The organism is Planococcus daihaiensis (assembly GCF_049262615.1).
GTDB lineage: Bacteria > Bacillota > Bacilli > Bacillales_A > Planococcaceae > Planococcus.
The window spans coordinates 3,036,825-3,053,082 of record NZ_CP175504.1; the positions used below are offsets into that span (position 1 = coordinate 3,036,825).

Below are 16,258 nucleotides of genomic sequence, written 5' to 3' on the forward strand. Positions count from 1 at the left end.
TATTTAGGAATAAAAACAGAATAATCTGCAAAAAAATAGTGCAGAAACCTAATATAAGTGTAATAATGTTAGTAATTAGGTTTTGCATCATAAGAAAGCCTTAGTTGTCATTATTAGGTTTTAAATTACTATAATTATCAGTGGGGGGCTCGGCATGAAGAAATGCTGGAACAGCAATGAAAAAGGATTAACTTTAGTCGAAGTACTGGCAGCCTTAGTTATTCTGGGTATCTTGTTTGTCGGCATCATGACGATTTTCCCGCAGATGACATTGTTTAATGAGAAAACAGAAGCAAAGCTGGACACCATGAATTTGGCGAGGCAGGAGATGGCTGTGATTACAGCGCAGGATAACTGGAACAGGCAACTTGTTACCGGAATCGACACTGCATCCTCAGTCTTGCCTGATTTTTTGCCACCATCGGAAATTGTGGGTGTGATGGTCGACCCGTCTTTAGATTATACAGAGGAATCTGACAATGGAGTTTACAAGCGTTTTCGTAAAATAGATGGTTATTTATACGAAGCAGATATTTACCTGGTTTGTGAAGAATTCCTTAATCCTGAAATGATCGGCGAAGAAGCACCGCCTCCAGACAGCTGCGAAAAAGCGGACAGCATAAAATTATATAAAGTCCATTTAAAGCTTTACCAGGAGAAAACCCCGGGCAGTAACACTTATCGATTGAGCAGCGAGACTTTCTCCTATCTTAGCTATAAGACGATTAAGGAAGCTGCACCTGTTAGTGGAGGTGGGTAAGGTGAAACTGAATGAGAAAGGTATAAGCCTGGTGGAATTGATTGCCGGCTTGGCGCTGGTTTCTGTAATCGCGGTTATTGCCTGGACGACAATATCAATTGGAATGCAGCATGGAGCTTCCGAAACCAACAAAACAATTATGCAACAGGAAATGAATCTGATGGTGAGCAGCTTGATGGCGGCCCATAGAGGCAATGAAAAATACAGCATTATATTTGAAGATGATCATTTGAAAATTGATTCGTGTGATATTTCAAATGTTTGTGAGGTCCGAGAAATTGCGGGGGAATATGATTTTTCCGGAAGCATAGTCAACGGAAGCCCACCGATCGATACTTCTACCGGAACCTCAATAAAATTTGAAGATTTGGCACCAAAGGAAGAGCATACCGAAATCACCTTGAATATAACAGATCTGAACAATCCGAATAGAACTTTGACAATTGATACCACATTGTCGAGATTGTTGACTAGTCAGAACTGAAGGGAGCAATGATGATGAAGCATATTAAAAATCAGCAGGGTTATGCGCTTCTAGTTGTATTATTAATGGTTGTACTTTTCCTGGGATTATCCGCAACTTTTATGGCAGGTTCACTCAGTAATGCAAAGCAGGAACAAACGGTTGACGCGTCCAATCAGGCAGTTGCATCAGCTGAAATGGGTGTGAAGTATCATTCAGCGGATCTTCAGCGTGAGATTGGAATAATTAAATCTGAGATCATTGAAATGACGCAGGATGAAATAAAAACTCTGGTTAAATGTTTTAATGATGGAGAGATAGCTTGTGACACACAAGAAGAGCTTACTAATTTGGAAAAACAAATAGATAATGATATGAAAGAAGCATATATTGAGAAAATACGAGCGAAAGTAACTTCACTAATAGGGTTAGAAAATGTACCATTCCCTGCGGAAGAAGCAAAGTATAAAGTAACTAATACTGAATTTATAGAGAAAAATGCTATTGGTGACGATATTACTCAAACACCTCCTTTATATGATGACATTAGATTATTGGAGATCAAACTTACTCTTTCAGGAAAATCAAGTGAATCAACTAAAGACTTAAAAGGTATATTTAATGTAGAAGTTCCACTTACTTTTCTTTCTGCTGAAAATAAATTAACTGTAGAAACGATTACAAAGTCAGTGGATTTAGTTTACGAGAATATCTTTAATGAGGATTTGCCAACGACCACCTGCGAATCTATAAAAGATATAATTCTTGCAGGTGGTACTCCCACGACATTTGAGTGTTTAATGGGGTCTACTGATTTAGTGAAAGAGTTTGCTGATTTGTTAAAAAACAACCAGTTAGATCCGACAGACTTCACAGTTTACACACCAAACTTCAAAACAAATGTTTGTGAGGACAAGAATAATTGCAACACAGCAGATATTGGGGGAGTAACTGTTGTTGTTAATGCTGGTGCGGATGGATTAATGGGTAGTAATGGCAATATGAATAGCTTCAATAATGCCAACCTAATAATTAATGGTCATCTTATAGTGGACCAATTCCAAAACCCTGGAGTACAAGGTGATTCACAGACAATAATTGTCAGAGAATTGACTGTAAACAAACTAATGCACGGATTAGGGTTAGAAAATACGAACCTTTTAATACTTGGGAAAGAGATTGTTACAGATCCTCCAAGCAGCACTATGTACTTTCAAGATAAAGTAACAATAGGTGACAATGGACGGGTTTGTTTTGACCTGGATCGTATAACAGTATCAGATTGGATGGATTTTCAAAATAAAGTGGAATTTAAAAACAATAACACAACAGGTCAAATTATTTACTATACCAATAACCTTGCCGCCAATAAGTTTGTTTTGCCAGAATTTGGAGAATTAACTTCTGCGGAGAGAACAAAATTATATGTGCAGGGTTATGACAACTATACAAATTTCCTTAGCAGCTGCGGTGTTAATGTTTCCCAAGATATAGATGAAATTACCGATATTCCAGTTCCGTACGTTATTGACCCAGACTTCGATCTAGACGTCGAATACTGATACAGAAACAGAAACGAACGACTAAAGGGGGATTCACATATGGTCCAGATATTAATCACCGTCATGGTGGCGGCAATCATCTTGCCGCTCGCCTTTTACCAATTCAAAGGTACGCCGCTGCCGAAGCGGATGCTGATAGCGGGTTCAATTGTTGCCGCAGCGTTCCTGTCCGCTTTTCTTCAATTTCTTGATTTCGCTTTTTATGTGCCGATCCTTGCCATTGTGGCGATTTCGATGATCGGGGCAATCGTTTACGCGAAAATCGATGAAATGGAAAAAACGAAGAAACGTCGCATAGCAGACGAGAGAAAACAAAAGCAGCAGTCGACAGTTCCGGTAGAGACAGGTTCTATAGAAGAAACTGCACCCGCTGCTGAACCGGAAAAATCTTTATATGATGAAAAAGAGCCGAAGAAAAAATCATTTGCCATGCAGACAATCGGCGTGAGCGGGGAGGAACGGTAAGTTGGATAATCAAGTATTTGGTAAAACCCTATTAACAATCTCTACTTCCGCTCTTCTTGTGTTTGGCATTGCCAACGCCGGCTCTTTTGCTGCAGATAAATGGCTGTTCCCGGTGCAGGAGTTCGGGAGCAATACATATATCGGAACGACGGATGTGTCGAATATGGAATTGACAGAGGCGCGCATGCTGTTTAGCGGAAAAGTGGAATCGTGGCGTTCGACCGCTGAATTGCTGGTGACGTATCAGGATGCGACCGTATCCTATCCGCTCCAAAATGCGGAAATCCTGCTTGATGAGACAGTGTCCGCAGCTCAAACCGGTACCCAGAACAATTTCGTTTTCCAATTATCGGAAGGTACCACGAGAACTTTTCTGGACCGCCAATTTCCGGTAGCAACTTTTTCAGCCGCCGATGTAACGGCAATCAATGAAAAATTGGAAATCGCGCTGCAATCGGGCCAGCCGATGACCCGCGTCAATATCAGCGATGATACGCTGGGTGTCAGCTATGATACCGTTTCTGAAACGGGCTGGAATCATTCGTTCAGCAGCTCCGGCGCGCAGGATGTTGTCAATGCGTTGAGCAATTATACGATCGAAGCGGGCATGCAGTTTTCATTCCTTGATTTTATCAATGAAATGCAGCCGGCAAATGTAACAGACGAAGATTTGACAGAAATCGCTTCCGCTGTTTATGCAACGGTGTTGAAAACGAATTTCCTGATCGACGAAAGAAGCATCGGAACAGCGGTGCCGACTTCCATTCCGTTGGGCCAGGAAGCGGCGATCAACCGCAGCCTCGGTGTCGATTTTGTATTCACCAATATTAATGAGAATGCATTCACCTTGCAGCTGTCGGCAGACGCATCCCGCCTCGATGCAAAATTATCCGGTATGCCGTTTGTCCACACCTACGAAATCATCACGGGCAGTGAACAAAAGCTTGAGCCACGGCTCATCCGCCAGTTCAGCGCTTTTGTGACTTCCGGCAAAGTGGTCGATGAAGAAGGCAGTGACGGCGTACTGGTCGAAGTATCGCGCAGCGTCAATTCGGATGGCAAAGAACTGTCAGTGGAATCCGTTTCCACCGATTTCTATCCGCCTGTTCACCGCATTGAAGTGTATCCGCTGACAAAAGCGGCAGCTCCTGAAGGCACGACCAATCCGGACGGTACAATTACTAACCCCGACGGCACGGTGACGAATCCCGATGGTACTATAACGAACCCGGATGGAACGGTGACAAACCCAGACGGCACAATAACGAATCCGGACGGCACAGTGAGCAATCCGGTAGATGAAGATCCGGTAATCGATTCCGATTTGGATGGCATACCGGATGATGAAGAACAAGATCCAGACTATGATAAAGGTGGAACTCAGATTGATCCTTAACCGTTATGAAGGGGGTGGAACTTTGGCAGTCAGAAGAAAGAAACTTGGCGATTTATTGGTCGAACAGGGCTTATTGACCGAAGAAGAATTGCTCGGCGTACTCGAAGGCAAGCAAAGCGACCAGAAAATCGGAGATGCCCTGCTGCAAAAAGGGATCATCACCGAGCAGCAATTGATCGAAACGCTGGAAGTGCAGCTCGGCATTCCGCACGTTACGCTTTACCGCTATCCGTTCGACCCGAAATTATTCAATATGGTACCCAAAGAAGTCGCGAAGCGGAAGATGCTTGTTCCGCTGAAGCGTGAAAATAATATCCTGTATATCGCGATGACCGATCCGATGGATATCATCACCATCGACGATCTGCGCCTGACGACCGGCTTTAACATCGAGCCGGCCATTGCGTCAAAAGAAGATATTTTAAAAACCATCGCGAAGTATTACGATGAAGAGTCGTACGATGATCTGCTCGACGAATTGCCGGAAGTGACAAAAGAGCAGCAGGAAGAACTGAACGACCTGGATGCACCGATTGTCCGCCTCGTCAATCAGATCCTGTCGACCGCCGTTTCGCAAAAAGCGAGTGACGTCCATTTCGATCCGCAGGAAAATAAAGTATTGGTGCGTTACCGCATTGACGGCTCGCTGCGCACTGAACGCACGTTGCCGAAAACGATGCAGCAGATGGTGACGGCGCGCATCAAGATTTTGGCGAATCTCGACATTACGGAAAACCGCATCCCGCAAGATGGCCGGATCAAGACGAATGTCGACTTCCGCGCGATTGATTTGCGCGTGTCTTCCTTGCCAACCGTTTTCGGTGAAAAAATCGTTATGCGAATTCTTGATTTGAGCGCAAATCTGACGGATATTTCAAAACTCGGTTTCAATGACACAAATATGGAACGGTTCCTGAAAGAAATCGAAAAGCCGAACGGCATCGTGCTGATTTCCGGTCCGACCGGTTCCGGTAAATCATCGACGCTTTATGCGGCGCTCAATAAACTCAATAGCGAAGAAGTCAACATCATCACCGTTGAAGATCCGGTGGAGTATCAGCTGGAAGGCATCAACCAGATCCAGGTGAATTCGAATGTCGGCTTGACATTCGCCGCCGGCTTGCGTTCCATCCTCCGGCAGGATCCCGATATCGTCATGGTCGGAGAAATCCGCGACAAAGAAACGGCCGATATTTCCATCCGCGCCAGTTTGACGGGGCATCTTGTTTTGAGCACGATTCACACGAACGATTCAATCGCGTCCATTACCCGTTTGATGGATATGGGCATCGAGCCGTTTCTCGTCACGGCCTCGTTGAACGCGGTCGTCGCACAGCGGCTGATCCGCAAAGTGTGCCGCGATTGCAAGTCAATTGAACAAGCGACAATCCGTGAACAGGAAATCTTCGAAAAACGCGGCCTGACAATCGATGTCGTCATGCGCGGCAAAGGCTGTCCGCAATGCAATATGACGGGTTATCGCGGCCGGATGGCCATTCACGAAGTGCTGATTGTCGATGAAGACATTAAAAACGTCATCAACCGCAACGGCACTGCAGCCGAAATTCGTGAAATCGCTGTGAAAAATAAAACCATCTTCCTGATCGATGACGGATTATTAAAAGTGAAGGAGGGCATGACCACCACGGAAGAAGTTCTCCGCGTTGCGATTGCAGAATAGACTATGCCGACAACTACAACGTTTATCGATAAAGTTTTGATTGCAGCCAAGGAATTGAATGTTTCCGATATTCATTTGACGACCGGCATCCCGCCGGTATTCCGGATGCACGGCACATTGCGCCGCTTTGGCGAAGAGAATATGACCCCGGAACATTCGGAAGCGATCGGCAAAGCCATCATGCCCGACTCGTTATGGGACATATTTCTCGAAAAAGGCGAAATGGATTATTCCTACGCCATTGCCGGCATCGGGCGTTACCGCGTTAACTCATTTCACCAGCGGGGCTCCATCTCGCACGCATTCCGTGCCATTCCGACAGAAGTGCCGACTGTCGATGATTTGAAAATGCCGCAGATTTTGAAGAAACTGGCGGAAATACATCAAGGGCTGATTCTCGTGACCGGTCCGACTGGTTCTGGAAAATCCACAACTTTGGCGGCAATGATCCGACATATCAATGAAGAAAGTACGAAACATATTATTACGCTGGAAGATCCGATTGAATATTTGCATCGTCACGGGACCTCAGTCATTGACCAGCGTGAAGTCGGTTTCGATACGAAATCCTTCGCCAACGGATTGCGCGCCGCGTTGCGCCAGGATCCCGATGTCATTCTGGTTGGTGAGATGCGCGATCTGGAAACAATCATGACCGCCATCACCGCTGCTGAAACCGGGCATTTGGTGATGGGCACGCTGCATACGTCGAGCGCCGCCACGACAATCGAGCGGATCATCGACGTGTTCCCGCCGGAACAGCAATCGCAGGTTCGTACGCAACTCGGCGGCATTTTGAAAGCCGTCGTGGCACAGCGATTATTGCCGACAGCTGACGGCAAAGGACGCATCGCTGCCACCGAAATCATGATCTCCAATCCGGCGGTCGCCAACTTGATCCGCACTGAAAAAGTGCACCAGATTCCAAACGTCATCCTGACAAACCGCGCCGCCGGCATGCACATGATGTCGACCTCGGTTCAGGAACTTCTCAGCCAGGGCAAAATAACCCGCCAGATTGCTCAGCCTTTCCTGGAAGGAGAGGAGTAAAATGGCACGTTTTAAATATGAAGGAAGAGACCGCAAACGGGTGCGCGCAGGCGTCGTCGTTGCCGGCAACCGCCGGGAAGCGGTCGAAAAGCTGCGTGATGAAGGCGTGCGCGTCATTGAAATCCGTGAAATCGCCGCAACCGCACTGCAAAAAGATATCGTCATCGGCAACCCGGTCAAACGCGATCAGTTCATCATGTTCCTGCGCCAGTTTTCCACTTTGATGCGCGCAGGGGTTACGATTGTCGATTCCGTCAAGATCCTGTCGCAGCAAGTCGAATCGAAACCGCTGCGGAAAACGTTGGTCAGCATCGATGAAGATCTGCGCAAAGGGAATTCGCTGTCGGACTCGCTTCGCAAGCACCCGAAAATTTTCGAACCGCTGACGATCAACTTGATCAAAGCCGGGGAGTTGTCGGGGAATATCGATGAGTCGCTCGACCGTCTCGCGACTTATTATGATAAAGCCTATCAGACCCGGCAAAAAGTGAAGTCGGCCATGTCCTATCCGTTGGTAGTAGGATTTTTGGCCATCGGAGTCGTTATTTTCCTCCTATCTTCCATCGTACCGATGTTCGCTGACATGTTCGAAGGCTTTGGCGGTGAATTGCCGATGCTGACGCAGCTGGTGATGATGGCCAGTGATTTGACCGTTCAATACTGGTATTTGCTTGTATTGGTCGGGGTGGGCATTGCGATGGCGCTTTGGATGATGAAACGCAACGAGCAAGGGAAATTCATCCTCGATACTCTCTTGCTGAAAATGCCGATTTTCGGCCGCATCCTGAAGAAATCGGCATTGGCCCGGCTGACCAGAACCTTGAGTTCGCTGTTTTCCAGTTCTGTGCCGATTCTCCAGGCCTTGACGATGGTCGAAAAAGTGGTCGGCAACGCCGTCATGTCAAAAGTCATCATCGCATCGCGCGATAACCTTGAACGCGGCGGTTCGCTGACCGATCCCATGCGTGACCATTGGGCCTTTCCTCCATTGATCCCACATATGATCCTGATCGGGGAACAAACCGGTTCCCTCGACCATATGCTCGATAAAGTGGCCGACTTTTACGAGAAAGAAGTGGAAGCGGAAACCGACCGTTTAAAGGCATTGATAGAACCATTGATGATTGTCGTTTTGGCAGCGCTTGTAGGGACTATAGTCATGTCAATTATGCTTCCTATGTTTGAAATGTTTCAAAATATTGACAACATGTAGTTCGAATTTGCTGAAAAAAATTAAAAAATTGTAAAAATATCGAAAAAATGACTTGTGTTATCTTTGACTATTGCTATACTTAAGGTGTACCCGAAAGTACTAAAAAATTAGGATAAAGGGAGGAAATGAAATTGAAAAAATTTATGCAAAAGAAGTTGAAAAATGAAAAAGGTATGACGTTGATCGAGCTTTTGGCAGTAATCGTGATTTTGGCGATTATCGCAGCAATCGCGATTCCGGCGATTGGGAATATTATTGAGAATAGTCGAGTTGGAGCAGTCAAATCCGACTACATTAACGCACTTGCTGCAACTGATTTATATTTGCTTGATTATCCAGCAGATACTACAGTTACGTTAGAGAATTTGACTGGTACTGATGATGCTGGAGATCCAATAGAAGTATATTTAAGTGACACAGGCTCTTTAGATTTATTTACCTATTTACCTGCTAGTAAAACCTTTACTGGTGAAGCTACAGCAAATAACGTTACTTTAGATGCAGCTGCTGGAACATCAAAAGGAGATATTAGCGGAATTGCTAATAGTGCTGAAGCAGGACCTTATGGAACAGTTACTTTAGGTAGATAATCGATAAGTTTCAAGTTATAATATTTTTTAATATTTTCATCATTTTTTTAGGAGCTGATCAAATGGCCTTATCGTTTTTATCGAGAAGAACGCGCGTTGCGACCATTACAATAGAACAAGATGCAATTCGCCATGTCGATTTGAAATCGGTCGATCCGCTTCAATTGAGCCTTGCCGAGGAGTATCCACTCCCGGCGGGTGTTATTGAAGACGGCAAGATCGTCAATTTCGAAGAGCTCGGCTCGGTGCTCGATAAGGCTGTCAATCAGTGGGGACTCTCCAAAAAGTCAGTCCGGTTCCTCGCCCCTGACGAATTTGTTATTATCCGCAAAGTACCTTACCCCGAAGATGTTGCAGTTGATGAACTGAAAGGCCATTTCTTCATCGAAATCGGCTCAACGCTTTATCTGCCGTTTGAAGATCCCGTTTTCGATGTGGTGCCTTACCACGCCGAATCGGACACGCCGGAAGCGATCATTATTGCGTCAAAAGAATCGATTGTACATGATTTCGAACGGGCATTCAGCGATTCGAAGCTGGTGCCGGTCGTTGCCGATATTACACCGCTCGCGTTATACCGCCTGGCTTACCTGCAGCATGACATCAGCGATGAAGACCATATCATGCTGATCGACTGGAACGGCTCGAAAATGACGGTGTCGATTTTCCATGAACATTTCCCGTTGTTCATGCGGCCGGTGGATCTGTCGGAATCTGGTTCAATTGCCGGTGATACCTCAGCATTAATGGACGTCATCATCAATGAAACCGAAAAACTCGCAAACTTCTATCGTTATAATATGAATGAAGGCGAAAGCGGCATCACGAAAATTATCTGCAACGGTGAATTTGACGAATGGTACACGTTCCAAGCCCGTTTTGAAGGGCGCTTTTCAATCCCGGTAACACCGATTGTCCTGAAACCCATCACTACCGAACACGGCGACAGCGTCTCCGGACGTTTCAACCGTGCCATCGGTCTTGCGCTGAAAGAGGTGTGACCCTATGTTAGTTGATATTAATTTATTGCCGCAGAAGGAGCGGGACCGTCCTGCGATCCTTATTGCGGCGCTTTCAATTTTACTGCTGGGCCTCGTCGTCTGGGCAGGGCTATACTTTATGGCGAAAGCCGAAACTTCGGAACAGGCGGTATTGGCTGCTCAAAGCGCCGAATTGACCCTGCAGCAGGAAGCCATCCGGGCACAGTTGGAAGCGACCGCCGGCATGAACGAAGAACAGCAATTACAGGCAACCGTCGATTGGGCGGAGAGCTATCAATACGATACAATTCCGTTATTGGAGGAACTTGCTGCCTTACTGCCGGAACGCGGATTCTTTGATCAAATCAGTTTCGCTGAACCGAATACGGCAAGTTTGACCGTCCAATTTGATGCCACCCGCGACGCTGCCTATTATCTGGCGCAGCTGAAAGGTTCAGATCTTCTGGATTTTGCTTCACTCGACAACGTGTCCAGTGAATCAAGCACGCTGACTGAAGAAGAGGAAGCATCAGAAGAAGATACAATTGAAATGCCGAGGTATATGGCAACTTACACATTGGTGTTCGTCGATGACCGCCTGCCGGTGCTTGACGCTGAAGGCAATATTGTCGAAACGCCTGTAGAAGAAACGCCGGCCGTTGACACCGATGATGATGTTGAAGTGGACGCAGATGTGGATATTGAAATCATCGAAGAGCCGGAAACCACTCCTGATGAAGAGGAGGGTGAGCCAAATGAGTAGTATGACAAAAAAACAAAAAGAACAAGGTTTGATTGCCATTGCAATCGTTTTCCTGTTGGCCATCAGCGCCTATGCCTGGTTCCTCGTTTATACACCGGCCAAAGAAGCGCGGATCGCTGCGGAACAAACGTTTAAATCCGAACGTGAAGTGCTGATGGCGTTGCAAGAACAGGTGAAGGCTTTACCGGAAGAAGAACGGGTCTCAACGAGCGAATTGCAGCAGCGCGTTTCAGTCGAACCGTTGACGGAATTGATCGTGCTGCAATTGGAACAGGCCGAACTCTTGTCGCGTTCGCAGGTGCAGTCAATAGGCATCTCGGAAGCGCCGCTGCAATTGCTGACGCCAGTGGAAGGCATTGAAAATGTACAAAAAGTGCAAACGACCGTTTCTTTTGAAACAGACGATTATGCCGGCATCACGCGTTTTATCAAGGAAATCGAAGCGATGAAACGGATTCTGATCATCGATTCGATCAATTTCTCTTCAAACGGTGAAGTGACAACCGTAGAGGCTGAAGATGATGTATTGGATGTAACGTTAAGCTTTTCCGCATTCTTCCGACCGGATCTCATCGCGTTGGCTGATACCTTGCCGAAAGTCGATGCGCCGCCGCCGGCCAATAAAATCGATCCAATGCCAAGAAACGATGGCACGGAATTCGCAACTGCTGAAGAAGATGAGGAAACAGACATTGATGTGGACGTCGATGTTGATATCGATGTCGATGAAGATGTCGCTTCCGCCGGGTCCAATGACCAGGTGGCCGGCACACAGACAGCTGCTTTCCATAAAGTGGTCAGAGGCGATACGCTGTATAATATTTCTGAGAAATATTATGGAGACCGCAGCGGTGTCGAAGCGATTCGAAAAGCCAATAATATGACGGATTATATCGTAAAAACCGGGACGACGTTAACACTCCCTGAAAAACCTTGAAAGGAGAAATCATTGTGATTTCTCCTTTTTTTCTCTAATTTTTATCGACTATATAAGTTGAAGTCTTAACCGATATTCCGCAAAACAGCTTCGCTTGCCTGGGGGCTTGCGCTGAGCTAACTCGGTCTCGTTGCACTTCGCCCGAGTGGATCTCAGCACTTCGCTTGGTCCCCATGGCGTCTTCGCTGTTTTGCTCCATATCTCAGATACTCTCTCAGGTAAAGCTTATATCCCAGCGCCGAAGCGTTTATTATGCTTATTCTATAGTTCAACCTATATAAATTTCTAATGTGATGAGGGAAACCATGATAATTACTTATACAGCATTCTTTTATCTTTTCGGCTTGGTATTCGGCTCGTTCTTCAATGTTGTCGGGCTTCGTGTTCCCAAAAAGGAATCGATCGCCTTTCCGCCGTCGCATTGCACCAGCTGCGACCGGCGCCTGACCGCGCTTGATCTTGTGCCGGTATTGTCGTTCCTGTTCTTGCGTGGGCGCTGCCGCGGCTGCGGTGACAGGATCCACTGGGTTTATCCGTTGATGGAAGCAGTCACCGCCGGGTTGTTCGCTTTTGCGTTCTGGCATTTCGGCTTCACGCCGGAACTGATTGTCGCGATTCTGTTTGTGTCGATGCTCGTCATCATCACGGTGTCAGACATCGCCTATATGCTCATTCCGGATAAAGTGCTGTTGCCATTCGGCATTGCGCTGCTCGGACTGCGAGTTTTTGTGCCGCTGGATCCGTGGTGGGACAGTCTGCTCGGTGCGGCTGCCGGATTCCTGATTTTATTGCTCATCTCAATCGTATCGAAAGGCGGCATGGGTGGCGGTGACATCAAATTATTCTTCGTCATCGGGCTGGTGCTCGGTACGGGCGGCACGCTGATGACCTTATTCTTCGCCTCGTTGATTGGCTCGATTGTCGGCATCATCATCCTGCGCGTCAATGGCCAAGGCCGCAAAACGCCGATTCCATTCGGCCCGTCAATCGCTGCCGGAGCGTTGGTCGTTTATTTCTTCGGCGAACCGATCTTAAATTGGTATATGACCCTTTGGACATAAGAAAACTCCCTGAAGAGGATGATTCTTCAGGGAGTTTTTATATGGAATAAATTCTAGATGAAGAGAATGGGAAGCCAATACAAATGAAGTCCGAGAATCATGATGTAAATGGCATTTGCGCCAATGAACGTATAGCGCCATACGTTTTTGCGGATACCGGCGAAAGTGGTGAACAACAGGCCGAACAAGCAAAGCGACAAAAATAGCTTGATGCCAAGAATCGTAAACGGCGCAAATGAAGCCAGCAGCGGATTGCCTTCCGTGACAATGCCGCGGGTCAATCCAAGATATGTCAGGATGCCATCCAGCCCGTTCAATATGATCAACAGCCATATATATTTTTTTAACGGTGTTTTTTGTTGGGGAATAGTCACGCCTGCACCTCTTTTCGCGGGTGGGATGTAAAGTTCTGCTCCGTTATCAATTATCTGTCGAAAAAACTAATTTTTGTTATATATTTGACATACCCGCGACGAGGAAGAGATACTCATGAAAAATTATCCATTATTTTTAGATAAAAAAATAAAGCCGACGCAGAAACGACTGCGCCGGCTTTATTAGCATTCAAATATAATTTTTTACTGATTATAATGCAACGGTGAACCAGGCCCGAGATCGAGACCCAGCAGCATCCAGACAATCAGCATGATCGACCACACAATCGCGAATACGATCGAGTAGGGGAACATGACCGAAATCAGTGTACCGATGCCCATTTTCTTATCGTATTTCTGTGCAAACGCGATGATGATTGCGAAATACGTCATCAACGGCGAAATAATGTTCGTCGTCGAGTCGGCGATGCGGTAAGCCATCTGCGTCAATTCCGGAGAATAGCCGAGATACATCATGATCGGCACAAATACCGGTGCCATCATCGCCCATTTGGCGGACGCACTGCCGATGAACAGGTTGATGATCCCTGTGACGAAGATGAAGCCGAGAATCAACGGGATGCCCGTGAGGTTTGCACCTTCAAGGAATTGAGCACCGTAGACACCGATGACCATTCCCATATTTGATTCAGTGAAATAAGCAACGAATTGTCCGGCGGTGAACGCCAGTACGATGAACATCCCCATAGCGGCCATCGTATCACTCAACTGGTTCGCAACATCTTTATCGTTCTTGATGTTTTTCGTTGCGATTCCGTAGAACAGGCCGGGAATAAAGAATAGGATCGTGATGATCGGAACGAGTGACGACATAAATGGCGATTGAACAATGCCGCCGTCTTCACCGCGCAATGCACCGCTTTCGGGAACAATCAGGAAAGCAAATGCAGCAGCAGCGACTAAAAATGACACTAAAGCCCAAATCATGCCTTTCTTTTCTTCAGCCGTAATGCCCGTCAACTCTTCACGATATTCACCTTTGTATTCACCAAGGCGGGGCTCGACAATTTTTTCAGTGACAAAAGCACCTGCGAACGTCAGGACGAAAACGGAAGCGATAATGAAGTAATAGTTCATCGCAATGTTCATGCCTTCCGCATACGTTGGATCGATGATCGCTGCAGCGGCGATTGTCAGGTTCCCGAGCATCGGGTCTGTCGCCGACAGCAGCAGGTTTGCGCTGAATCCGCCGGAAACACCGGCAAATGCAGCAGCCAGACCTGCGAGTGGATGGCGTCCAAGCGCAGCGAAGATCAATGCACCAAGTGGTGGCAGAACAACGTATCCTGCGTCAGAAGCAACACTCGACATGATACCGGCAAATACAAGGCCGGCGGTAATCAGGACGCGGGGAACGGACAGGACGAACCCGCGCAGCATTGCGCTGATCAAGCCTGTGCGTTCCGCGATTCCGATACCCAGCATTGTCGCAAGAACAACGCCGAGCGGTGCGAATCCGATGAAGTTATCGACCATGCTGGTGAAGATATACTGGATACCTTCCGCATTCAATAAGTTTTTAACTTCGACCATTTCGCCTGGCTGGCCGGGATGTTCCACTGCGACACCAAATTTTGAAATGATGGCGGACAGCACCAGCACAAGCAGTGCCAGAAGGGCGAACAAAGTCACCGGGTGGGGCAATTTATTGCCTGCAAATTCGATTCCATCCAAAAACTTCTGGAAGAACCCTTTTCGCTTTTTCTCCATTTCAACAACCTCTTTTCAAAATAAAAACTTCCTATTCATTATTTTGGAATAGGAAATCTTCAGAATTTAGAATCCGCTTTCATTGTAATTGATTCTGAAACAGTAATAAAGCCTTTTGAAGAAGTACTAATAATGGCAAAATTGAATCGAATTTTAATATTTTGATATTGTAATTCGCCGAATAATGAAAACGCTTTCGCTGAAGAATTCTGTGAGCTGCAAAATTTCATATTCGAATCCAGCAATGCCGCGGCATTTATTTTTGGGGCGCTGCGAAATCTCATTTTTGAACCGTGCATAGCGTGCAAAAGCTGTTTTTCGCAGTTTGCAACGAGATTCGGCCGGGTGCTATTGTTAGTGAAAAGGAGGCGTTACCATGATTTTCAAAGCCATTCAGCCCAACGATTCTAGAGGATTAACAGCGGCGTTGCGCCAGTCCATGACGGGGAGCTGTGCCGTATGTTGAACGAACAGGCTTTGATGATCCGTGACGTCCATACAGCGGACCGCCCGCGCGAACGGTTGGTCAACCAGGGAGCGGTGAGCCTGTCGAACCAGGAGTTGATCGCCATTATGCTGCGCACCGGCACAAAGCAGGAGTCTGTCCTGCATCTGGCCAATCGGGTGCTGCACCATTTTGAACAGATCCAGCAACTGAAAGACGCCAGCATCGAAGAGCTCACCTCGATCAATGGCATCGGCCAGGCAAAAGCGGTGCAATTGATGGCTGCGGTGGAACTCGGCAGGCGCCTGTCGTCCAAACAGACGGATGCGAAATACACCATCCGGTCTCCAAAAGACGCCGCCGCGTTTCTGATGGCGGACATGACTTCACTCAAACAAGAACATTTTGTTGTTCTTTTTCTCAATATAAAAAATCAGGTGATGCACCGGCAGACCATTTTTGTAGGCAGTTTGAACGCCAGCATCGTCCATCCGCGCGAAATTTTCAGGGAAGCCGTGCGCCGTTCGGCTGCTTCGATCGTCTGCGCGCACAATCACCCATCCGGCAATCCGGCGCCGTCACCCGAAGATATCGCTGTCACGAAGCGGCTGATGGAAGCCGGAAGCATCGTCGGCATTGAGCTTTTGGATCACATCATCATCGGGGACCATCAATTCATTTCTTTAAATGAAAAGGGATATATGTAGCACTGTTACTTTCTTTACTTTTCAGCTATAATAAGTAGTATTGTGTAAACTCTATGGCTTATTGGCATATAAAGAAGGGA

The 16,258-nt window shown here is 46.8% G+C and carries 16 protein-coding genes; 14 read left to right on the forward strand and 2 right to left on the reverse strand.

Annotated features, from left to right (window positions below; all coding sequences use genetic code 11):
• Positions 1-154 precede the first annotated feature (154 nt).
• The 13 genes from DHX103_RS15085 to DHX103_RS15145 all read left to right on the forward strand — a co-directional run bounded on the left by DHX103_RS15085 (position 155) and on the right by DHX103_RS15145 (position 12,921).
• Positions 155-760, forward strand: coding sequence for a PulJ/GspJ family protein (locus tag DHX103_RS15085; protein WP_422123042.1), 606 nt, complete (start codon positions 155-157; stop codon positions 758-760).
• Between the two features lies 1 nt (position 761).
• Positions 762-1,244 (forward strand): PilW family protein, encoded by a 483-nt coding sequence (locus DHX103_RS15090; RefSeq protein ID WP_422123043.1) that lies wholly within the window; start codon positions 762-764, stop codon positions 1,242-1,244.
• Between the two features lie 14 nt (positions 1,245-1,258).
• On the forward strand, positions 1,259-2,785 hold the full coding sequence (locus DHX103_RS15095) for a hypothetical protein (protein ID WP_422123044.1): 1,527 nt from the start codon (positions 1,259-1,261) through the stop codon (positions 2,783-2,785).
• 39 nt (positions 2,786-2,824) lie between these two features.
• Positions 2,825-3,250 carry a hypothetical protein gene (locus DHX103_RS15100; protein ID WP_422123045.1) on the forward strand — a complete coding sequence of 142 codons (426 nt, stop codon included), beginning with the start codon at positions 2,825-2,827 and terminating at the stop codon, positions 3,248-3,250.
• A 1-nt stretch (position 3,251) separates the two neighbouring features.
• Positions 3,252-4,646, forward strand: coding sequence for a hypothetical protein (locus DHX103_RS15105; protein ID WP_422123046.1), 1,395 nt, complete (start codon positions 3,252-3,254; stop codon positions 4,644-4,646).
• Positions 4,647-4,668: 22 nt separating this feature from the next.
• Positions 4,669-6,327, forward strand: coding sequence for a GspE/PulE family protein (locus DHX103_RS15110; protein ID WP_422123047.1), 1,659 nt, complete (start codon positions 4,669-4,671; stop codon positions 6,325-6,327).
• Between the two features lie 3 nt (positions 6,328-6,330).
• Complete coding sequence (locus DHX103_RS15115) at positions 6,331-7,377, forward strand: type IV pilus twitching motility protein PilT (protein WP_422123048.1); 1,047 nt, start codon at positions 6,331-6,333, stop codon at positions 7,375-7,377.
• 1 nt (position 7,378) lies between these two features.
• Positions 7,379-8,590 (forward strand): type II secretion system F family protein, encoded by a 1,212-nt coding sequence (locus tag DHX103_RS15120; RefSeq protein WP_422123049.1) that lies wholly within the window; start codon positions 7,379-7,381, stop codon positions 8,588-8,590.
• A 125-nt stretch (positions 8,591-8,715) separates the two neighbouring features.
• The gene (locus tag DHX103_RS15125) at positions 8,716-9,180 is read left to right on the forward strand and encodes a prepilin-type N-terminal cleavage/methylation domain-containing protein (protein ID WP_422123050.1); all 465 of its coding nucleotides are present in this window, start codon (positions 8,716-8,718) and stop codon (positions 9,178-9,180) included.
• Positions 9,181-9,242: 62 nt separating this feature from the next.
• The gene (gene pilM / locus DHX103_RS15130; RefSeq protein WP_422123051.1) at positions 9,243-10,181 is read left to right on the forward strand and encodes a type IV pilus biogenesis protein PilM; all 939 of its coding nucleotides are present in this window, start codon (positions 9,243-9,245) and stop codon (positions 10,179-10,181) included.
• Positions 10,182-10,185: 4 nt separating this feature from the next.
• Positions 10,186-10,923, forward strand: a complete 738-nt coding sequence (locus DHX103_RS15135) for a fimbrial assembly protein (protein ID WP_422123052.1) — start codon at positions 10,186-10,188, stop codon at positions 10,921-10,923.
• A complete protein-coding gene (locus DHX103_RS15140; protein WP_422123053.1) occupies positions 10,916-11,860 on the forward strand; it encodes a LysM peptidoglycan-binding domain-containing protein in 945 nt (314 codons plus the stop codon). The genes DHX103_RS15135 and DHX103_RS15140 overlap by 8 nt, the downstream gene beginning before the upstream one ends.
• Positions 11,861-12,165: 305 nt before the next feature.
• Positions 12,166-12,921: a prepilin peptidase gene (locus DHX103_RS15145; protein WP_422123054.1), complete on the forward strand. Its 756-nt coding sequence runs from the start codon at positions 12,166-12,168 to the stop codon at positions 12,919-12,921.
• 53 nt (positions 12,922-12,974) lie between these two features.
• On the opposite strand, the gene DHX103_RS15150 is transcribed toward DHX103_RS15145, so the two are convergent.
• Together DHX103_RS15150 and DHX103_RS15155 are read right to left on the reverse strand one after the other, a co-directional pair.
• The gene (locus DHX103_RS15150; protein ID WP_422123055.1) at positions 12,975-13,295 is read right to left on the reverse strand and encodes a DUF5658 family protein; all 321 of its coding nucleotides are present in this window, start codon (positions 13,293-13,295) and stop codon (positions 12,975-12,977) included.
• A 204-nt stretch (positions 13,296-13,499) separates the two neighbouring features.
• On the reverse strand, positions 13,500-15,026 hold the full coding sequence (locus DHX103_RS15155) for an AbgT family transporter (RefSeq protein WP_422123056.1): 1,527 nt from the start codon (positions 15,024-15,026) through the stop codon (positions 13,500-13,502).
• A gap of 459 nt (positions 15,027-15,485) precedes the next feature.
• On the opposite strand from DHX103_RS15155, the gene radC reads away from it, so the two are divergent.
• The gene (gene radC, locus DHX103_RS15160; RefSeq protein ID WP_422123057.1) at positions 15,486-16,178 is read left to right on the forward strand and encodes a RadC family protein; all 693 of its coding nucleotides are present in this window, start codon (positions 15,486-15,488) and stop codon (positions 16,176-16,178) included.
• Positions 16,179-16,258: the final 80 nt, after the last annotated feature.